At 52.3% G+C, this 21186-nt stretch carries 20 protein-coding genes and 1 riboswitch; of the genes, 2 read left to right on the top strand and 18 right to left on the bottom strand.

The window, feature by feature from the left end; genetic code table 11:
- The 18 genes from TJ79_RS24845 to TJ79_RS24755 form a co-directional block, all read right to left on the bottom strand.
- The coding region (locus TJ79_RS24845) for a putative polysaccharide biosynthesis protein (protein ID WP_052339987.1) at positions 1–1486 on the bottom strand (1486 nt) is incomplete at its 3' end.
- A gap of 251 nt (positions 1487–1737) precedes the next feature.
- Positions 1738–2280 (bottom strand): stage V sporulation protein T, encoded by a 543-nt coding sequence (gene spoVT / locus TJ79_RS24840; RefSeq protein WP_040953044.1) that lies wholly within the window; start codon positions 2278–2280, stop codon positions 1738–1740.
- Positions 2281–2490: 210 nt separating this feature from the next.
- On the bottom strand, positions 2491–3633 hold the full coding sequence (locus TJ79_RS24835; protein ID WP_081757147.1) for a peptidylprolyl isomerase: 1143 nt from the start codon (positions 3631–3633) through the stop codon (positions 2491–2493).
- Positions 3617–7141: a transcription-repair coupling factor gene (gene mfd, locus TJ79_RS24830; RefSeq protein ID WP_040953041.1), complete on the bottom strand. Its 3525-nt coding sequence runs from the start codon at positions 7139–7141 to the stop codon at positions 3617–3619. Before mfd ends, TJ79_RS24835 begins: the two co-directional genes overlap by 17 nt.
- A 202-nt stretch (positions 7142–7343) precedes the next feature.
- Entirely contained in the window at positions 7344–7574 is a 231-nt protein-coding gene (locus TJ79_RS24825; protein WP_040953040.1) for an anti-sigma-F factor Fin family protein, read from the bottom strand.
- Positions 7575–7675: 101 nt separating this feature from the next.
- On the bottom strand, positions 7676–8242 hold the full coding sequence (pth, locus tag TJ79_RS24820; protein WP_040953039.1) for an aminoacyl-tRNA hydrolase: 567 nt from the start codon (positions 8240–8242) through the stop codon (positions 7676–7678).
- 760 nt (positions 8243–9002) lie between these two features.
- A complete protein-coding gene (locus TJ79_RS24810; protein WP_040953037.1) occupies positions 9003–9632 on the bottom strand; it encodes a 50S ribosomal protein L25 in 630 nt (209 codons plus the stop codon).
- A 168-nt stretch (positions 9633–9800) separates the two neighbouring features.
- Complete coding sequence (gene glmU, locus TJ79_RS24805; RefSeq protein ID WP_040953036.1) at positions 9801–11201, bottom strand: bifunctional UDP-N-acetylglucosamine diphosphorylase/glucosamine-1-phosphate N-acetyltransferase GlmU; 1401 nt, start codon at positions 11199–11201, stop codon at positions 9801–9803.
- A gap of 178 nt (positions 11202–11379) precedes the next feature.
- Positions 11380–11664 carry a septation regulator SpoVG gene (spoVG, locus tag TJ79_RS24800; RefSeq protein ID WP_040953035.1) on the bottom strand — a complete coding sequence of 95 codons (285 nt, stop codon included), beginning with the start codon at positions 11662–11664 and terminating at the stop codon, positions 11380–11382.
- A 131-nt stretch (positions 11665–11795) separates the two neighbouring features.
- A complete protein-coding gene (locus TJ79_RS24795; RefSeq protein ID WP_040953034.1) occupies positions 11796–12182 on the bottom strand; it encodes a RidA family protein in 387 nt (128 codons plus the stop codon).
- Between the two features lie 3 nt (positions 12183–12185).
- Positions 12186–13019 (bottom strand): pur operon repressor, encoded by an 834-nt coding sequence (gene purR, locus TJ79_RS24790; protein ID WP_040953033.1) that lies wholly within the window; start codon positions 13017–13019, stop codon positions 12186–12188.
- 158 nt (positions 13020–13177) lie between these two features.
- A complete protein-coding gene (gene ispE, locus TJ79_RS24785; RefSeq protein WP_040953032.1) occupies positions 13178–14032 on the bottom strand; it encodes a 4-(cytidine 5'-diphospho)-2-C-methyl-D-erythritol kinase in 855 nt (284 codons plus the stop codon).
- Positions 14033–14364: 332 nt separating this feature from the next.
- Positions 14365–14547 (bottom strand): small, acid-soluble spore protein, alpha/beta type, encoded by a 183-nt coding sequence (locus TJ79_RS24780; RefSeq protein ID WP_040953031.1) that lies wholly within the window; start codon positions 14545–14547, stop codon positions 14365–14367.
- Between the two features lie 303 nt (positions 14548–14850).
- Positions 14851–15126: a biofilm formation stimulator Veg gene (gene veg, locus TJ79_RS24775; protein ID WP_040953030.1), complete on the bottom strand. Its 276-nt coding sequence runs from the start codon at positions 15124–15126 to the stop codon at positions 14851–14853.
- A gap of 249 nt (positions 15127–15375) precedes the next feature.
- Positions 15376–16269: a sporulation peptidase YabG gene (gene yabG / locus TJ79_RS24770; protein ID WP_040953029.1), complete on the bottom strand. Its 894-nt coding sequence runs from the start codon at positions 16267–16269 to the stop codon at positions 15376–15378.
- 61 nt (positions 16270–16330) lie between these two features.
- The gene (rsmA, locus tag TJ79_RS24765; RefSeq protein ID WP_040953028.1) at positions 16331–17230 is read right to left on the bottom strand and encodes a 16S rRNA (adenine(1518)-N(6)/adenine(1519)-N(6))-dimethyltransferase RsmA; all 900 of its coding nucleotides are present in this window, start codon (positions 17228–17230) and stop codon (positions 16331–16333) included.
- Complete coding sequence (rnmV, locus tag TJ79_RS24760) at positions 17227–17787, bottom strand: ribonuclease M5 (RefSeq protein WP_040953027.1); 561 nt, start codon at positions 17785–17787, stop codon at positions 17227–17229. Before rnmV ends, rsmA begins: the two co-directional genes overlap by 4 nt.
- Before the next feature lie 158 nt (positions 17788–17945).
- On the bottom strand, positions 17946–19124 hold the full coding sequence (locus TJ79_RS24755; RefSeq protein WP_040953026.1) for a 3D domain-containing protein: 1179 nt from the start codon (positions 19122–19124) through the stop codon (positions 17946–17948).
- Positions 19125–19381: 257 nt separating this feature from the next.
- A riboswitch (cyclic di-AMP (ydaO/yuaA leader) is annotated at positions 19382–19563 on the bottom strand.
- Between the two features lie 289 nt (positions 19564–19852).
- On the opposite strand from TJ79_RS24755, the gene TJ79_RS24750 reads away from it, so the two are divergent.
- Both TJ79_RS24750 and TJ79_RS24745 read left to right on the top strand, forming a co-directional pair.
- The gene (locus TJ79_RS24750) at positions 19853–20602 is read left to right on the top strand and encodes an ABC transporter ATP-binding protein (RefSeq protein WP_040953025.1); all 750 of its coding nucleotides are present in this window, start codon (positions 19853–19855) and stop codon (positions 20600–20602) included.
- A gap of 16 nt (positions 20603–20618) precedes the next feature.
- Positions 20619–21186 (top strand): ABC transporter permease (locus TJ79_RS24745; RefSeq protein ID WP_238323141.1); only part of this gene is annotated, 568 nt, incomplete at its 3' end.

The following is a 21186-nucleotide window of genomic DNA, read 5'->3' as shown; positions in this document are numbered from 1 at the left end:
CGAAGCGCACGGCGGCGACGGCAGCGCACATGGCCGCCGCTGCGGCCAGCGGGCGCCACAACAGGGCGCCGGCGCCGAAGCGTACGCCCGAGCGGCGGGCCAACACCGCCAGGTTGGCAAGCCCCGCCAGGGCGTAAGCGGCCACCGCCGCCACGGCGGCGCCGCGGATGCCGTAGGCCGGCACCAATAGCGCATTTAACAGCAGCTTAAGCGCCGCTGCGGCAAACAGGCTCACCGCAGGGGCCGTCGTGGCGCCAAAGCCGATGAGAATGCTGCCGGTGACAATATTCAGTACGCTGAACATCGCTGTGAAGGCAAGGATGCCCATCGTGGCGCTGCCTTCAGCGGATGTGAAAAACATAACGTTTAGCGGCTCAGCCGCAGCCATCAAGCCGAAGGATGCGGCAAAGCCGATAAACCAAGCGAACCGGACCGAGAACTCAGTCCGTTCCTTTAGCGTCCGCATCTGCCCCTGTGCCTTGGCCTCGGCGATGGCGGGCACCAGAGCCGCCGACATCGAGGTGGCAATAAGCCCGATCAATTGAACAAGGGGCTGGGCGTGATTGTAGAGGCCCACCTCCGCTAAGCGCGCGGATTCGCCCATTCCTTCCTTGGCCAACAAGGAGGGGAGAGACACGGAATCCATAAGCGTCAGAAGCGGCAAAGCGATAGAACCGAGGCATACGGCAAGGGCGGTCCGCACAAAACGCGCCAAGCCAACGGCTTCCGGCCGTAGACCCCCTCCCATTGCGGTTTGAGCTTCCCCATCAGCGGCTGCGCTCCCCTTCGCATTCTTTGATCGAGGGGAACGCTGCCAGAAGATCAACATTACCGCCAATCCGCCCACGGCACCGGTCACTGAACCGAAGGTAGCGCCTGCGGCGATCCGGCTGTTGCTCGCCCCGATATCTAGGAAATAAAGCAGCAGCCCCAGCATCGTCGCAACCCGGATCAACTGCTCCACGACCTGAGAAACCGCAGTTGGCACCATATCCTGACGCCCCTGAAAATATCCCCGCAAAGCCGCCATAACCGGAACGATCAATAACGCAAAGGACACGCTGCGGATCGCCGGAGCCGCTAACCTCGCTCCCAGCCACTTTGCTAGAGGATCAGCCCCAAGGTATAGAACCGCAAAAAAGAGCAAACCCGTAACCGTCAATACGGCTGTCGCCATACCCAGCACTCTGCGGGCTTCTTTTTCCCGGCCCCACGCCAACTCCTCGGAAACGAATCGAGAAACCGTTAAAGGAAAACCCGCCGTCGCCAAAGTCAATATCAATGTATAAAGCGGATAAACGATACTGTAAATGCCGAAGGCTTCATCCCCGGCAAGATTTTGCAACGGGATCTTCTGCATCGTGCCCAACAGCTTGGACAGCACCGCCGCGATTCCAAGAGCCGCTGCTCCCTTCAAAAGGGCGCTGCCTTTCCGATTCTCCTTGTTCTCCACACCAAACCTCGCGTCTCCCAATATTCCTTTCATTATAGCCTATCCCAAGGATAAACGGCTACCGCCGTCCTTGAGGACGAGCGACGTTTACCGTAACGGAATCAGGCTAGTTATAGTGACAAACTTATAAATTCTGATGTAGCAAGGATAAACGGCTACCGCCGACACCCTCCCCCAGGATTTCGGCTTCACAAAAAAAGGCTTCCTTGTCCGGCCGGACATATCCCGTGCCTGCCGAAAAGGAAGCTTGTCGATCTTCGTATCATGGGTCTATCAACGGCGTATCATTGCTCCATTTGTTTTCCTAAAAATCCGGCGGCGATTTCCGCCGTCTTCACTTCCAACTCACCCATCTTCGTGTTCTCTTCTTTATTAAGCAGAATAACCGAACCGATGGGATCCCCACCTGCAATAATAGGAGCAATAACATAAGCGCTGTAGGTTTCTCTTACATCCCGCATAATATCATAACTGCCGGATGCGCTTTCCATGGCGGTCCGCCGGTTTTCCATGCTGCTTTCCACCAAAGCGCCTACCGGTTTTTCCATGTAATCTTTTTTGGCTCCCCCGGCTACCGCGATCACATTGTCCCGGTCGGAAATGAGCACGATATGGTTAGTGCTTTCGTACAGCGACTCCGCATATTCCTTGGCAAAATCACCCAATTCCCCGATTGGGGAATATTTTTTTAATATGACCTCCCCGTCGCGGTCAACGAAAATTTCTAGCGGATCGCCCTCGCGGATTCTCAATGTACGGCGAATTTCTTTAGGGATCACCACGCGACCCAAGTCGTCGATGCGGCGAACAATTCCAGTTGCTTTCATGCTCATGCTGCCTCACTTTCCTCCGAAGATTTCATTCACTGGATATAAGTGTACACACAGTATTCTACCGCACACCTCATCTTATGCATAATCTTTCCGTTATGGGCGACTTTCCACCCTCCATCATTTTGCCCGAAACCTTGGAAAACAATATGCGAAAAAGGAACAAAAAACCGGAGCCCTTGGGGGTCCGGTTTCTGGTATGCTTGATTATTTTTGAGTCGCCGCCGTTGTCGGAGCTGTGGAAGCCGAAGGAGCGACGGATGCTGACGGAGCTGCAGATGCCGCCGACGTAGGAGCCGGGCTCGTCGAAGGGCTTGCCGACGGTTTCGGCAGGAAGCTTACGTAGCTGTAAGACGGGAAGTCTTTTTCCATGAAATTCTGGAAGTTAGTTTGGCTCAAACTGGACTTGATTTCGTCCTTTTTCTCATCGAGTGTATAGGTTTTGCGGGCGTCTACCTTCATGACGTGATAGCCATAATCGGATTTGACCGGCTCGCTAATCTCGCCGATTTTCAGCGAATTCATTGCCTTCTCGAAAGGTTCAACCATGCCGCTGTTCACTTCCGGCACAGCGCTATAAAGCCCGCCGTTATCCTTGGAGCCGGTGTCTTCGGAATACTCCTTGGCCAGATCCTCGAACTTGGCGCCGCCTTTCAGCTTGTCGATGACTTCTTTGGCGATCTTCAGAGCTTCCGCGTCGGTACGTTTCTCGGTTTTCCCCGTGGAATCCGACAAGTCCTTGGTGGCGATCAAAATATGGCGAACGTCTACGACATTGTACAATTTTTCTGCGTTATTCTTGTCGTATTCGGCCTTCACTTGATCGTCCGTTACTTTATTCTTCATATCCGTCATAACGCCGACGGTGTTGTAGATGTAATCTTCCATATCTTTTTGCTTGATCTTGTTGGTCTTCAAGGAATCCTCATAGCTCTTCTTGTCGGCGGTTGCCATGTCCTTCACTTGCTTTTTAAACGCATCAACCTGTTCCTGAGCTTTCTTCTTACCCTCATCTGACATTTTAGTGGCGAGGATTTCCAAAGCCGCTTCCTGCTGCAGGTAATTTTCCAGGAACATGCTCTTGTAGGTTTCATTCTCCAGCATGCTGGCCAGTTGACCCGTGGAATCGAGCATTTTGCTTACGCCGATGAATTTATCAAACTCAGTTTGCGTCACTTCTCCGCCTTTATAGGTTGCGACAACATTTTTTTTATGTGCAGCGGTGCTACTATTAGGTGAAGTGGCGGAGCTATCCTTCTTTCCGCAACCGGCGAATACGCCGAGGGCCAGCACCAATGCCAGTCCCATGGACAGGCCTTTGGCAGCCCGTTTTTTATTTATTTGCAACATTCTGTAGTTCTCCTTTCGGGGTATAAGCCTCTTGGTAACGTTCCAAAAACTGTTCCAGCAGTTGGATTGGCGATCCCGCCTTATATCCTTTGCCTTTTAGCTCCATATGAATCTGCGGACCCGGGATAATGCGAATCCGGTTTTCATATTGGGATGACAGCGTAACCAGCTTCTTGCCATTTAAAGTATCGTTTTGATCGGCCTGAAGCTTAATGGAAAAATCCTCTCCCTTCTGGGCGATTGACTCGACCCGGTACAGGGAGCCATAGACCTTAATACGTGCAACACGGAGCAAATTCTCGACCGCCTCCGGAAGGTCGCCGAAACGGTCGGTCAATTCTTCCTGCAGGTCTCCCGCTTCTTCCAGTGTGGTGATGCCTGCGACTTTTTTGTAAATCTCGATCTTCTGCATACTGTCGTAAATATAATCGGAGGGCAGATAGGCATCCACCTGCAGATCCAGTTGAATCGCAGCGGTCTGCTCGGGAATCTCCACCACTCCATCCATCTGGGCCTTGCGCCTGTTGACTTCCTCCGCCAGCATTTGCGAATACATATCGAAGCCGACGGAAGCGATAAAGCCGTGTTGTTCGGCCCCCAGCAGGTTTCCCGCTCCGCGGATGGACAAATCCCTCATTGCAATTTTAAACCCTGACCCAAGTTCTGTAAACTCTTTGATGGACTGAAGCCGCTTCTCCGCTACCTCCGTCAGAACCTTGTCCCGGTGATAGGTGAAGTAGGCGTACGCGATCCGGTTGGAGCGTCCAACCCGTCCCCGCAGCTGATAAAGCTGGGAAAGTCCCATTTTATCGGCATCATGGACAATCAGGGTATTTACGTTAGGAATGTCGACACCCGTTTCTATAATGCTTGTGCTGACCAGCACATCCGATTCGCCGTCGAGGAAGTCCAGAATCGTCCTCTCTAACTCCTGCTCGGTCATCTGCCCATGGGCGACGGCGACTTTTGCGTCAGGCACAAGAGCGGACAGCTGATCGGCCATCTGCTGGATGCCCTGCACGCGATTGAACAAGTAGTAAACCTGACCTTCACGGGCCAGCTCCCTCTCTATAGCATCCCGAACGAGGGAGTTGCTATGCTCCAGCACATAAGTCTGAACCGGGAACCGGTTTTCCGGCGGCGTCTCGATAACCGAAAGGTCGCGAACGCCGAGCATGGACATATGAAGCGTACGGGGAATTGGCGTTGCTGTCAAGGTGAGAACGTCTACATTGTTCTTGAGCCGCTTCAGTTTTTCCTTGTGGGAAACGCCAAATCGCTGTTCTTCGTCGACAATCAGCAATCCCAAATCCTTATATTGGATATCGGTCGACAGCAGCCGGTGGGTTCCGATGACGATGTCGGCGCTGCCGTTTTTAATCCCCTTGATCGTTTCGTTCTGCTCCTTTTTGGAGCGGAATCGGCTCAGCACCTGAATGTTGAAAGGATAGCCGGAAAAGCGCTCTTTGAACGTTTCGTAGTGCTGCTGGGCCAGAATTGTCGTAGGCACCAACACTGCCACCTGCTTGCCGTCGATGGCCGCTTTAAAAGCGGCGCGGACCGCTACCTCGGTTTTGCCGTAGCCTACATCCCCGCACAATAGACGATCCATCGGACGGGTTTGTTCCATGTCCACCTTGATTTCTTCAATGGCACGCAGCTGATCAACCGTTTCTTCGTAAGGAAACATCGCTTCAAAATCCCGCTGGTACGGTGTGTCCTTGTTAAACGCATAGCCAGGAGAAGATTGCCGCGCGGCGTACAATTGGATCAACTCATCAGCGATATCCTTGACAGCAGACCTGGCCTTCGTCTTCACCTTGGTCCAGTCGGAGCCGCCCAGCTTATAGATTTTCGGCTCTTTTTCCTCAGCGCCTACGTATTTTTGGATCAGATCGATCTGATCGATGGGGACGGACAGCTTATCTCCCCCGGCATACAGGATGTGCATGTAATCCTTATGGATGCCGCCGACCTCTAACGTTCCGATGCCGACGTATTTGCCGATGCCATGATTGATATGGACGACGTAATCGCCGGGCTTCAATTCCTGATAGCTTTTGATTCGCTCGGCATTTTCGATTCTTTTATCGACCCGGCGGGCTTTACGCTGCTTCTGGGTAAACATCTCACCTTCGGTGATGACAACTAAATGAACCGAAGGCAGTTCGAAGCCCGACTGCAGATTGCCGGTCAAAATCTCCGGCTCCTCGATCTTGTAATCGGACAGCACCCGGCGCAGCCGGTCCTTCCGCTCCTCGCCGCCGGCAAGAAGAAGCACCCGGGTTCCCGTCTTCCGCCAGCGCTCCATTTCCGTCTTCAGTACATTCATTTGCCCGTGGAAATTTTGCATCGCCCGACAAACGAAGTTGATGATGTTTTGCGGCTGCGTATGGGGAACCTGACGCAAAAACAAGGACAGGTACAACGTCGGGAATGGCTTGCGGTGCAGAAGGGATTCATAGGCCTTCGACAAGACCAACGCAGGCAAATATTTGCCATCCGCTAAGAGCCCTGTTACCCATTCCGCCTCATCCCGCTCCAGTTGCTTCGCGGTCTCCAGCAATCGGGCCGGTTCATCGACGATGAGGAGCGCGTCCTTCGGCACATAGTCCATCAAGGTTTGCTGCTCGGGATATAACAGAGAGATATATTTAAAAATACCAGGGAAATAAACGCCGTCTTCCAGCCGCCGCACTTCATCTCCGATTTCGTCCCGCAGCCGCGCCTTGGCCTGCCGGTCAGTCATCTTGGCGAGCTGGGCGTCTAGCAAATCAGCAGCATGCCGGGAAGCGTTTTGGTATCTCCGATTCTCTGCAATGATTTCCTTGCAGGGGCTGATGGTCAGCTCGGACATGCGCTCTATGGAACGCTGGGTTTCCGGGTCGAATGATCGAATGGAATCGACATCCACATCGAACAATTCAATGCGGCAGGGCATCTCCGCAGTAAGGGGATAGACATCAACGATACCGCCCCGTACGCTCATTTCTCCTTTTTTCTCGACTTTTTCCACACGCTCGTAACCGAGCTCCGTCAATCGGCGCAGAAAGCTATCCAGTTCCAGTTCTTCGCCTTCCCGCACCGTCACCCGGGATTCCCGGAATACTTGGGCTGTGGGAAGAAGCCGGCGCAAGCCGGCATAAGGTGCGATGATAACACCGCGATAGCCGTCCGCCAGCTTAGTCAGCGCGTCGATCCGCCCAGCCAGCGTTTCCGGGCTAGCCGCCGCCGCTTCCATGGCCATCATTTCCTGGGCCGGGTACAGCAGCACCTGGTCCGCAGGCATGCATTCCAACAAATCCTCCGCAATCTTTTGAGCCGCGTACATATTATGAGTCAACAGCAAAACAGGCCGGTCGATGTCACCAGCCAAAGCAGCAATCATCACTTGCCGGGAGGAACCGGACAAGCCGGAGATCAGCTGTTCCTTCATACCGGAACGAATCCCGGCCACGATGGATTTATAATCATGGTCTTCCGCAAAAGCGGCAATCAGCTCACGCATAAAACACCCCTAACTGATAATCCGACGCAGCGGATGAACGCTGCCTGAACGATGGCGGGCATAGCAAGACGGCCGCGGAATCCCTTCGCCGCCGGGCATGCCCCTATTATCTCTAGATCATTTTTCTTTGGACTCATCGCAACGCCTTAAAACCCCCCAGTTTCTTCGCGGGGGGATTCGACATTCGCATATTCAGGCTGACTTACTGCAGCGGGCTCGCGACCAAGGATAGCTCCGGATTTGCATCCAGCGCTTCCCTGCAAAACTCGCATACAACCTTTACGGTCATACCGCCATCAGGGGTATACGCTATTATATCCCGCCGTTCACCGGGGGTCAAGAATTGCAGGCCAAGGCGGAATTCATCCACCGCGCCGGTTTCCAGCGATCCCATTTGAGTTTTGCAGTACCGACAAATATAGGTTATTGCCATGTGTATTCCCCCTCGCTAGCTCTTATACCCATTCAGTATTGCCGCAAAGAGGGGTTCTCAATCCACATCGGCGCCTATTTAGCCATGCCTGTACGTTTTGCTTACTGCCCGTTGAATTTAGCCATCGTTTGATCGAAGGGATGATCCAGCTGAAACTTCATCGCCTCATTCACCTTTTCCAGCACAACGGCCAATTCCTTGCTATCTTTTTTCGAAAAAGAAGCCAAAACATAATCGACAACACCGTAACCCGGCTCGGGACGGGAAATGCCAATGCGAATCCGGTTAAAGGTTTGGGTGCCCGTATGCTGAATAATCGATTTGATGCCGTTGTGGCCGCCTGAGCTCCCCTGGTACCGCAGCCGGAATTTCCCCAGTTCCGTATCCAGATCGTCGTAAATCACGGTGATATCTGCCAGATCCACCTTATAAAACTGCTGGAAAGCGCGAACCGCCTCTCCTGATAGGTTCATATAAGTCGCAGGCTTGAGCAAAAAAACCTTTTCCCCACCCACGTTTGCCTCGCCAACCCATCCCTTGCACTTGCTGCTTTCTTTAAAAACGATTCCCCACTCTTCCGCTATCCGGTCGAGGGCCATAAATCCTACATTGTGGCGGGTGTCCCGGTATTCTCTCCCGGGGTTCCCCAGTCCGACAAAAGCCTTCATTCCTGCACTCCCTTTATCCATCGTGGTCCTTCACAAAATTTTATTAAAAAATGTTAACTAGCCGGAGAAACGATTGTTCTGCACCGCCTGTCCTATATTACAAACAGATTGTTCGCGCTCCTGCTCAGTTAGATGATCCCGCCAGTCGAGACTTCCCTGAGGCGCATTTTGCAAGTCTCCAGTTCATGAGTAAATGTTTGAGGTGAAATTCCAACTACGGTGGTGACCTCTTTGTACACCTTCGGGCAAAAGCTGACGAGAGATATGCATTTTAAAGACCACATCCGGTATCATGTTCCCGTACAAATTTATAATACCCGCGGAGAACACGAAAACATTGGATTCATCGACTCCTACACAAAGTATTATATCATCATGCAAGGACTCCGTTACAACCGGCGCACCCTTGTTTTTATTTCCCGTCCCGGTTATTGAGGCGGTGGGAAATCCAAAGCCCACTGCTGGGAGTAAGCCTGTTTTCGTGCGCTCATTTATAGCTCCTCCCTTAGGGAGACCCTAAGTCTGCCGAAGGCAGGACACGCATCCATCCCAGAGGTTAAATGTGAAAAACCTGCACTTTTGCAGGTTTTTCCGTCTTCGTTTCGCCAATCCCACTTTCTGCGTTTTCCTTTCCTAATCTTCTGCTCCCTACAAAAACGCCCCGCATCTACCCGCAAGCGGGAGGATCGGGACGTTCTTCGTCACGTTAACAACAATATTCAATTTCCGCAGCGAAAAAGAGCAGCCACGATTAACGCCATTAAGCGTTCTCCGTCTTGATGCCGGTATCCGGCTCGTTTTCACCAGTGGAGCCCTCGGAAGTATCTTCCTGATCCTCACCTTTTTGCGGCGCAAGCACAGTCGCGATGACATCCATCGGATCCGCCATCAGTTCTACTCCAGCAGGCACTTGGATATTGGAGGCATGAACGCTCTCGCCTACTTCCAAGCCGCTTATATCAACCTGCAGTACGGCCGGCAAGTCCTTGGGCAAGCAGTGAACTTCCGTTTCATGCAGCTCCACCTGCAAAATTCCGCCTTCCTGTATTCCTTTCGCCGTTCCGACCAGCTCCAGCTTCACTAAAGAACGAATAGGTTCGTCCATGCTGATCTGATGAAAGTCAACATGCAGAATGCCGCCATTCATCTTATCTTTCTGCAGCTCGGTAATCACCACCGGGTAAATCCCAACGGACGGAACGTCCAATTGGACAACCCCATGAGCATTGGATTTAAGCAGCGCAAACAGGTCCTTTTCCAAAACGGAGATAGAAGTTGGTGCCACTTTCTTGCCATACAAGGAAGCCGGCACCCGGCCCTCCTGCCGCAGTATGCGTACAGCACTGTGTGACTTGCCGCTGCGGACTTCACCTTTCAATTCCATTGGCATAAGAGTACCTCCCTTGGCCATTCTCGAGATGGATAAGCATCCCTAGTATTACCCGTTTGCAAGAGGTTTGAACCTGATCACACCCTCGCGAATCGGTTAATCGCTCAAGCGAGCCGTCCCGGAGGCGTACTCTATGCCTTTATTCCACACAATTATCACGCAAAAAGCTTACTCGTTCTTTCCCGCGTTCTTTTTGGATTCCAGCCGCCCGCGCAACCTGGCAGCATAGCCCGGCTTATTGACCTGACGCTCCCGTGCCACCGCCATGGTGTCGTCATCCACATCCTTGGTAATAGTAGATCCGGCCACGACAAAAGCACCTTTACCGATTTTAACTGGCGCGATTAAATTGACGTTACTGCCGACAAAAGCGTTGTCTCCCACCTCGGTCACATGCTTGTTAAAACCGTCGTAATTGACGGTAATCGAGCCACAGCCCATATTGACGTTTTCGCCGATGACGGCGTCCCCGACGTAGCTCAAATGGGATACCTTGCTGCCGTTGCCGATGGTGGCGTTTTTCACTTCCACAAAATCGCCTACCTTGACGTCCTCGCCCAGCTTGGCCCCCGGACGCAAGTAAGCAAACGGTCCTACGCTGGTGCCGCTGCCGACGGACGCTTCCAGCAAGACGGAGTGCTTCACCGTCGCCCGGTCGGCAACCGTTGTATCCGTTAATTCGGCATTCGGACCAATGACGCACTCCTCGCCGATGACCGTCTTCCCCCGCAGCATCGTTCCCGCCATAATGCGGGTGTCAGCTCCGATCATTACTCCTGCCTCGATGTACGTGCTGGACGGATCTTCAAAGGTAACCCCATTCAGCATGTGCTCCCGGTTGATCCGCGCCCGCATCTTCCCTTCCGCATCCGCCAAGGCGACACGGTCATTGACGCCGATGGATTCATCGGCGTCATCCGTCAGGTAGCCGACGATTTTTTCGCCATCCGCCCGCAAAATCCCGATCACGTCGGTTAAGTAATATTCGTTTTGATTATTGGAATTGGTCACCCGCCGCAGCGCGGAAAACAGCTTGCGGTTATCAAAGACGAAGGTGCCCGTATTAAATTCTTTTACAGCCGCCTGCTCGGGGGTGCAATCCTTTTGCTCGACGATAGCGATGACATCCGCCGCCTGATTGCGCACAATCCTCCCGTAACCGAACGGATTCGGCAGCTCTGCAGTCAGAATCGTGGCAGCCGCTCCTTTTTCCTCGTGAAGCTGCAGCATTTTTCGCAAGCTCTCTTCCCGAACCAAGGGGGTATCGCCGCAAACTACCAACGTCACTCCCTCGCTGTCCGCAAGCAAATCCGCCGCTTGCAAAACGGCATGGCCCGTGCCTAACTGTTCCGCCTGCAAAACAAATTCCGCCCGGTCGCCCAAATACTGCTGAACAGCTTCCGCTCCATGGCCGACAACGACCACCTTGCGACTGCAGTTCAGCCCTTCCAACATATCAACGACATGCCCAACCATCGGCTTGCCGCAAACAGGATGAAGCACCTTGTACAGCTTGGACTTCATACGCTTGCCTTTGCCAGCCGCCAGTACGATGCTATTAATCTGCATGTTCATCTCTCCCTACAAGCCCGCCGCTTCATGCGCCTCGCGGACCTCAATCTAATAATCCACTTCCGTCTCATCTGACTATACCGAAAAGATCTATAAAAGAAAAGAGAACCCGCGTGATCTTCTTTTCTCAAAATGAAAAGAAGATCACAGGGGTTCTCCTTCAAAAATCGGTCAATCAGGCGCCTTCTTCAATCACGTCTTCTTCTACAGCCGCGTTTTCGTATTCAGCCAATACTGCGACTTGAATCTTTTCACGGGTTGCAGACGAAATCGGATGAGCGATATCGCGGAACTCACCATCGGGTGTACGTTTGCTTGGCATAGCTACGAACATACCATTGTTGCCGTCAATAACACGAATGTCATGAACGACGAACTCATTGTCGATGGTGATGGAAGCGATCGCTTTCATTCTCCCTTCGGAGTTGACTCGGCGGAGTCTCACGTCTGTGATTTGCATTTGGGTTCACCACCTTTTTCTGCGAAAAGAACTTGGTTAATAATTCCACATGGGAATCAAAAATCCTTCTCTAATTGGTGAATGAACCCATAATATTTTAGATTTTTATGCAAATTATATCCGCTATTCCATTATTCGCCATTAATCGCGGCAATCAGTTCAATTTCGACAAAAACATCTTTAGGCAAGCGAGCAACTTCGACGGTGGAACGGGCCGGTTTATGCTCGGAAAAGAACTCCGCATACACCTCGTTGAAGGCGGCAAAGTGGTTCATGTCCTTCAGAAACACCGTGGTCTTCACCACATCGGTAAATCCGGCTCCTGATGCAGCTAATACCGCTTTCAAGTTGTTCAACACTTGGCGGGTTTGCGCCTCAATTCCACCCTCCACTAAGGTTCCATCCGCAGATAGTGGAATTTGTCCGGAAGTAAACAGCATATTACCGAAACGCACCGCCTGGGAATAGGGTCCAATGGCTGACGGTGCTTGTGTTGTTGCAATAATTTCAGGCTTCATTCTTTACCGTCCCTCCGTATTAGTAAAATAATTGCCAGGAATCACAGTGGCTTGTTTACTGCGGGCGTCAATGCCCGTAATTTGCGCCAGGGAGACGTAATCATCCACCAAATGCTCATCGGTATCGGACGATTCCAAAAATACGCCAACTCCCGCCACTTCCGCCTGAAATTCCGCGAGCAAATCCATCATGCCTTGAATCGTGCCCCCCGCTCGCATGAAATCGTCGATGATCAACACGCGGGCACCTTCCTTCAAAGAGCGTCTGCCCAGAGACATCGTCGACATCCGCTTGGTTGAGCCGGAAACGTAGTTAATACTAACGGCGGATCCTTCCGTGGCGCTGTGGTCGCGGCGGACGATGACCACCGGAAGATTCAAATAAACACCGGTGGCATAGGCAAGCGGAATGCCCTTCGTTTCCACCGTCATCACCACATCGGCCTGCCGTTCGGAAAAAACGGAAGCAAAGACTTTACCGATTTCGCTTACAGTTGCCGGGCGGCCCAGCAAATCAGACATGAACATATACCCACCGGGAAGAATCCGGTCGGGCTGTTCCAGTTCGCGGCAGATTTCTTGAATAAAACCGAGAGATTGCTCCTTGGGAGCTCTCGGAATATAACGAACCCCGCCGGCGGCGCCGGCCATCGTTTGCAGCTCGCCCAAACCCTCATCCTGAAAAACTTCTTTAATTATGGCCAAATCTTCACTGATGGAGGACTTGGCGGAATGGTAGCGATCGGCAAAGGTCGTCAACGGAATCAAGGAATGGGGGCGCTTCAACAGATATTGCGTCATCTCTACAAGCCGTCCACTCCGCTTTAATTTTTTCATTAGAATCCCCCTGAAGGCTAACATGAAACCCGAATAAATTATCCCCAATATATCATTTTTATACGGTTTTTATCAAGCTTAAGGGGAAATATCCGCTATATATAAATGTTACAATCGGAAAAACCAAGCGCATTCCGCTTCAGCAGCGTCAGCCCAAATCATACCAGCATGCGAACGGCATAAACCTCTTTGCAAAAGCCGCGCAAGCCGTTATAAATCCGTTCAGCCTTCTTTTGCTTGGCCACAAGGCCGAATACCGTTGGCCCGCTTCCGGACATCAATACACCTTCCGCTCCAAGCTTCAGCATGACATCCTTCAAACGCTCCACCTCAGGGTAGAGGCTTAAGGTTACATCCTCAAGAACATTGCCTAAGGAGCCGCACAGGCTTTGAAAATCACCGTTCCGAATTGCTTCCAGAACGGCATCGGTATCCGGATGCTTTGGGATTTCAGCGGCTCTCAATCGGCCGTATACGTCGGACGTGGATACGTTGATCGGAGGCTTGGCCAGCACGACCCAGCATTGAGGCGGCGCTGAAATGCGGGTAAGCTGTTCTCCTCTGCCTCTTGCGACGGCGGTGCCTCCAGCGATGCAAAAAGGGATGTCAGAGCCAAGTCGCGCTCCTAGCTTCATCAGTTCCTCCTGGGACGCTCCCAGCTTCCACAGCCGGTTAAGCCCCCTCAGAGTAGCGGCAGCGTCGCTGCTGCCCCCGGCAAGACCTGCGGCGACGGGAATCTTTTTATCCAGGTGAATATAAACGCCCTTCTCTACGCCATAATGCTCTTTAATCAGCTTGGCTGCCTGAAAAGCAAGGTTTTTCTCATCCAGAGGAATATAACCCGCCTGACTGGACAGGATGATGGTATCCCGCGTAAGCTCATGCATTTCCAGTCGATCCGCCAAATCCACCATGGTCATCACCATCTCCACCTCGTGATAACCGTCGGGTCTTTTATATAAAACGTCCAAGGAAAGATTGATCTTGGCCGGAGCCTTCTCCCAAACCAACAAGCGCCCACCTTCTTTATCGCAAATTCATCGATTCATACGTACAAGGCCTGATCTTACGCCAATAATCCGACATGAAACCAAACATGTCCTATTATATCAAAGTAACTGATTAGCCCCAATAAGGCAAGGACACAGGGATAAACGGCTGGCGCCGATATTGGACCCCAAAAGTGAAGCCAATTCTGACAAAGCTAACTCAAGTACTTTTCGGAGACCGCCATACCTGAACGAGCGACGTTTACTGTAGCTGAATAAGGCTAATTATAGAGAGAGGCCGCTCTCCCCCGGGAATAAGTTCCACCCAAACAAGGGAAAACGGCCTTCTTGAAACGCTATTCCTTGCCGCGGGAGATGGAATTCTCCGCCATTTGAATCGCCCGCTTCACCATGTTGCCCGCATCCTTGGTCGTAATGCCGCCCCAGCCCTGCTGGTTCACGGTATCGGAGAAACCGAGATCCTTCGCCAGCTCGTACTTCAGCTGTTCGGACATGACGCTTCGTCTTTTGCGGCTCACGCGCCTCGACCTCCTAAAGATGATCTAGATTCGCCGCAGGGAGAATGGAAACCTCTGCCCATCCCGTTCAGCACCGCGCGCTCGCTGGGAGCTTCGTGCGTTGCTGAACAAGCAAGCCCTCCGGCTCCATTAGTATGCCCGTATCCAATGATAAAACGTCGGTCCAACCTTGGAGCTGCCTGGCATTCCAAAAAAAGAACCCAAGGGTCCGCTCCGGCTGCCGGTTGCGGACCCCTGGGTTCAGTCATAAGAAACAAAAACAGCAAGCCCGACTTCTGGCATGCTGTTACTCTCCATGTAATTTTAATGTTGCAGATAAGAGATGCGTACTTCCCCTTCGTCCTGGCAGACAGTTACTTCCACCGATTCGGTAAGGATATCCGCGTAAGAGTAGGACACCCGCTTGAATGCGTGCTGCTCTTCGTCAAGTTTGACGATGAACACAGAAGGGTAGGTTTCTTCCAAAACACCGGAACGCTCGATGGTCTTCCGGCGCCCCCCGTTTGCCCTCAGCATGATCTTGGACCCGACGTGAGGTTCAAGACTGCGTTTAATCTCCAATAGCGCGTTTTTAGCCATTGTGTTAAACCACCTCTTTCCTTCCCTTCATTATAGCTTGGAATAGAGGCTTTGTCAAGTTTAACAAAATATTATAGCAGCAGTACAAAGCGGTTGTCAACGGTTCAAATTGGGGATTTTCTTCAAAAAATGTTAAAACCAAAAAACAGGGCCTGCTAAACCGGTTACGCGGTTTTCAGACCCTGTTTTCCCTTCGGATTTTCCCTTTTTAAAACCGGGAAGACACTTGCTCCACGGTCTGACAAAAGCTTATCCCTGCACACTTTCCTGAACGGCGCTGGCAGCGGTTTCCGTCCATGAAACGCGAGGCAAGCCGATTCGGTATACCCCGCGGGTCTCCAGCCCTCCAAGCCCTTCCAGACCGCTTAGGGTGTGAGGCAGGATATCCGCGATTTCCACCGTTTCGCGGAGCGGCGTATACGCCACCTTGGCGGCGATGTAGAGTGGGTCCAGCGCATGGATCAAGACACGCCGGGGAGAGCTGGCGAAATTAGCCCCCGCTTGCAGTAGCGCTTCGAAGTGGGATTGGCAAGCCCCTGCAACGATCACAAGACTATCCCGGGACCTGTCATATTCCCGGGCTACTTTCACAGCATTCACAAAGTTGTGGGAGTTTTTGTAGCTCGATAGATTGAAGATATCCTTCTCCCGGCGCTGTTTCAGAATTCCGTCATGGCCCGTTACCACCACGATGTCCGGCTGCAGCTCAGGCAGCAGGCGGCGCAAGGCAGCGGCCATATTCCCCTCCGAAACAAAATAACCCGCTGCGGGAACTCTCAGTTCCTTGTAGAGCTGCATGCTCTTTTGCAGATAATGTTGATCGCCGTCCAAATGCAGCACCCGGCCGGGAACCTCAAAATACGAGTTGTGCGGCACCAGTTTGCCCCCACTCCGCACATTTTGCTCATTATGCCGGCGCAGTCGGCCGAACTGGCGGATCGAACGTTCCTTTCGCTTGCGATCCAGTTCCACATTCTGCGCAAGATTTGCCGGATCTACCGGTATTAAATCCGACTCCGGCGCATCCGCCAGAAGACGTACATCCACTCCCTTTAAAATAGCCAATCTACCGTTTATCTGATGGATAGCGAAGGTAACGTCTCCGCCGTATGATTTGCGCATGACCCATTCACCAGGACGCATGTCATCGATCCCTCCTTCCCTCATCCTATGGGCGAAACGAGGGATGGGTGAATGGCATTCGTTAAGAGCTTGCCCTCCGCTTGTAGAGAGCGTTTGCAAGTATGGCGAACTCCTCCATTGTGAGAGTCTCTCCGCGTCTTGCCGGATCGATGCCAATAGACGCGAGCTGAGCGTTCATTTCCTCACGGTTATCCTTGCCGAAGAAAGCGGCGAGCAAGTTATTCCCTAATGTCTTCCGACGCTGGGCAAAGGCAGCATGCACCGTTTCAAAAAACAGTTTCTCATCCGCCACCTCCACGGGAGGCTCCTTACGCAGCTTTAAACGGATAACGGCCGAATCCACCTGTGGTTGAGGAATGAACACCGTATGAGGGACAATCGTCGCCACTTCAGCTTCACAGTAATACTGGACGGCGATACTCAGACTGCCGTAGTCCTTGGTGCCCGGACGGGCAGCCATCCGTTCCGCCACTTCCTTCTGGATCATCACGACGATGTTTTCCAGCGGCAGCTTCTCTTCCAGCAGCTTCATGATGATCGGAGTAGTCACGTAATAAGGCAGATTAGCCACGACGCTGACGCCCGACAAGCCGGCAAACTCTGTCCGAATCAGGTCCGCAAGTGGAAGCTTGAGCACATCTCCATGGATGACATGGACGTTGTCATAGGGCTCCAGATTCTCCGCCAAAATCGGCAAGAGACGACGGTCGATTTCCACTGCGGCTACTTTTCCTGCCGTTTTTGCCAACTGTTCTGTCAGCGCTCCAATTCCCGGCCCGATCTCCAGAGCTCCTTTGGACTTGTCCAAATTTGCTGCGCCAACGATTTTGCCGAGAATATTTAGATCGATCAAAAAGTTTTGCCCCAAGCTCTTTTTCAGTTCCAAATTATGGCGTTTGATAATGTCCCGGGTTCTGCGCGGAGTGGCGATATCGGCCGCGCGCTCATCGTGTTGGTTCATGCCTCTCCCTCATCTTTCAAATGGCTTATGGCTTCTGCAAATTCCTCCCGCGAAATGCGGAACATTTTGCAGCGGTTGTAAAATTGCTTGCCGTTGGCATATCCGATACCGAGACAGTTCCCAACCTCCAAACGACGAGCCGCCGCCTGGGGGTGGACAATCAGACCGGCGTCCATCAGATCCTCCCATGTGATCTCCGCTTCCTGCACCGTGCCTTCCAAACGGAAATCGGTTTTCACTTGGGAGAGCGCCTTGCGGATCGTCTCCGGATTGGCATTCTCCACTCCGATGTCTCCTTTGGAGAGAGCCTCCTCCTGAGTGAGAAAAGCGTGCTTGCAGCCGGGCACTCTGGCCGTAATAAGCTTTCTCAACCGCTCCCCGGCATGATCCGGATCGGTGAAAATAATAACCCCCCGCCGTTCCATGGCCAGTTCGATTTTCCGGTAGACAGCTTCATTGATCGCCGATCCGCCGGTTTCAATGGTTTCCGCCTCCACCGCCCGCTTGATCGCTGCCGTATCGTCCTTGCCCTCTACTACAATGATCTCCTTAATCATCTAATGTTTCCTCCAGGATGCCGCGTGAAAAGCTCATAATACTTGATCTTAAAAAAGAAGGAGAGGCGGCAAGCGCCTCTCCTTCCTATTATTGTAACAAATTTGTTGAAATATATAAATTAACGGTTAGAACCATATCGAATGGGGGTAATAGATCATTAATCACTTGTCGGTTTCTTCGGCCCGATCACATAAACCGTATAGCCGCGCTTCATCCCGAATTTCTGAGCGAATGCCTCGCTGTCAAAGTAAACGTCAATCTTGTTCCCCTTCACTGCGCTGCCGGTGTCTTCCGCTCTGCGGTATCCGACGCCTTCGATGTAAACCCACCAACCCAACGGAATTACATTTGGATCGACACTAATGGTCCGCCCTTCGGTTACAGTAGTGCCCGAACGGGTTATCCCATATCCCTTGTCGCCCTTGCTTTTGCCGGTGGAGGCTACACCTGCCGAGTAAGCCGTTAATGTGACATTGTTGAGTATTTTCTTATAGTTGAACGGCACTCCGTCTTTTGTAACGGTCAAAGCCTTATCGTTCGATTGGGATGGGTTCGTTGCTGCCTTTTGCTTAGCCGAGGTTGTTGTAGATAAAGCAACCACCGGATTTTTGGCCCCCACGGCTACGATTTTGTTCACGCTTGCCGCAGCGATCTGATCGTCTACCACTTTTTCGGAGACCAAGACACCATCTTCGTAGACCAATTCTTTAATAACGCGGCGTGTTCCTTGTTTACCCTCCTGAAGGGTCTTCTCCTTGCCTTTCATCAAGTTCGCATCTTTTTGGGTCACAGTTTCAAAGGCAACGGCGTTTTCTTCCACCTTCTGCTCTTTGCTGACCCGGATGATTTTAACGGATGCGTTCCCCGATAGCTGTGTGTTGAGAGAAGGCGTGATTTTATCTTGCGCCCCTAAAGTGATATGGAATTCCTGGAGTGCTTCTGCAACCGTATCCCCAAAGGTATGGAGGGTTTGCGTCTTACCGTCTGCGACCAGCGTTACGGCTGACGCTCTTTCAATGGTCACCTGATCTCCCTGCTTAAGCTTGGTGTCAAGGGAAAGGGACACTTTATCATATTGGCCGATTTTCACCGATTTTTCATCCAGCAATTGTTGTACCGTATTTTGCTTCGTCGTAAGTACGGTCTCTTGTCCATCAATGACGAGAGATACGTCCTTAGCGGCTGTACCGCTTAAGAGGATAAAAAACATTGAAATCACCGTCAAGGTGAACAATGCAACGAAACAGATGCGCACGTTTTCATGCTTCCAACGTAACGCGAAGGGCATGCTGGATGATCGTTTATCATGGGCATTCTCTTGCTGGACAATTCCCACTTCTGCGGTCCTCCTTCAAAGCCTCGCCATTGACAGTTATGCATGACAATATTTGACGCGACTGTGGATTTTGGGTTTTAGAAAGTGTGTTTGCCAATTTCCCCGTTTTCATCAGCCAGACAAAACGGCGCTTGTAACACCTTCACCTCCTGTGGTTTATTTTCGCTATTCGTGTCCTATGGTTTCGCTTTGCGCAAATTTGCACAAAAAAAACCATAAGAAGAGGAACTTCTCGTGGCTTATGTATCCCGCCCGATCAATCCCCTCTTCACGCTTACGAGGTTAGCTGACGGATTCGGACGAAGAAGTCGCCCTACGCATGATGACAATAAGTCATCGCGCGATTCACCCCCATAACCCATGAACGACCCTTAGCAAACCATCAGGCCGGCCATGCTCGGTTCCCCCGTTTCCTCTCGGAACTCAGCGATTTGGAAAATTGGCTTGGTATAGTAAAGCTTTCATGAATGTATGATACGCTCTGTAGAATAACATGTAAAGGGCGATCGGCCCGTTAAAAACGGAAAAAAAGCGCCGAAAATCGCCGCTTTTTTTTATTTTGGGTGTCTACCACCCTGTATGCTTGCGCTCATGGACTATTTTTCACGCATGCTCATTATTTCATGTTTTGGGCAACCAAATTTTTCTTCCATCGTTAACACGTATATAATATAGACGCAAGAAAGTTACAGAAAGTTACGGTTCTATGAACGAAAAAGGGTGATATTTTGAAAACAATTTTAGAGATAGACAAGCTGTACGGAGGCTATCTATTTAACAAGCCGGTGATCCAAAATATTTCGTTTACAGTGGCCGAGGGAGAGATGGTTGGCCTCATCGGATTGAACGGTGCCGGCAAAAGTACGACGATCAAACATATCCTCGGACTGCTCACGCCGCAAAAAGGAGCCATCCGGGCGGGAGGCACCACGTTGCAGGAAAACCCGGAAGATTATCGTGCCTCCTTCACCTACGTGCCGGAGAGCCCGGAGCTGTACGACGAGCTTACGATCCGCGAGCATTTGGAGCTGACTGCGCTGGCTTACGGCGTTTCCCGCGGCGAGTATGAAGAGCGATCCGCCAGTCTCCTGAAGCGGTTCCGCATGGAAGAGAAACAAGGCAGCTTCTCCATGCATCTTTCCAAAGGCATGCGGCAGAAGGTGATGCTGATGAACGCTTTTTTGCCTGAGCCGCCTCTGTACATCATCGACGAGCCCTTTCTCGGGTTGGACCCGTTGGGCATACGCTCTCTTCTGGACCTGATGTCCGATTTCAAGCAAAGAGGAGCAAGCTTCCTGATCAGCTCTCATATTCTCTCCACCATAGAAAAATATTGCGATTCCTACGTCGTCCTCCACCACGGCATCGTCGCCGCTCAGGGCAAGCTGGAGGATATCCGCAAGCAAGCGGGCATGCCTAGCGGAGCAAGTCTGGACGAGATTTTCTTCGCTTTGACCGGGGAAGAAGCGGGTCTATGAGGGGGCGATCAGCTTGATGACGAATACGAAATCCCAACACCGTAAACAAGGCAGCGACGCTGCCACGGATGAGCAGGCCTTTACGCAGCTGTTCGGCAGAAGGCAGAAGGCCTGGCGGAAAATGACCCTCGGCTATTGGTCCGACGCCGCCCGCAGTGGATTCTTTACGCTGTTAATCGGTGCTCTGCTGGCCGGTCTCTACGGCTATGCCCGCAGTTTAGACAAGATACCCGCCGATTTTCCCTACTTATGGATCGGAGTTCCAGTTTTGGCAGCTGTGGTGGCGGCGAGTCCGATCCGCACGTATTTGCAGGATGCGGACCGCGTGTTCCTGCTTCCTGCAGAAGCGCGGATCGGCGGTTACTTCCGCCTTGCCTTGCGGAGCGCCCTTACGCGCCAGGCGGTGCTGGCCTTGGTGGCCTTGACGGCGCTGTGGCCTATGTACCGGCACGTTGAGGGGACGGATGCCACGGGGTACCCGTGGCTCGCCGTCCTCGTCGTGCTGGCCAAGGCCGCCGCCGTGCTGGCCGCCTGGCACGAGCGCCGGCTGCTGGCGCCGGCCCACCGCCGGCTGGCGGCAGCAG

Source organism: Gorillibacterium massiliense, assembly GCF_000455485.1.
GTDB classification, from domain to species: Bacteria; Bacillota; Bacilli; order Paenibacillales; family NBRC-103111; genus Gorillibacterium; species Gorillibacterium massiliense.
This window is presented reverse-complemented; position numbering and strand designations above follow the sequence as displayed.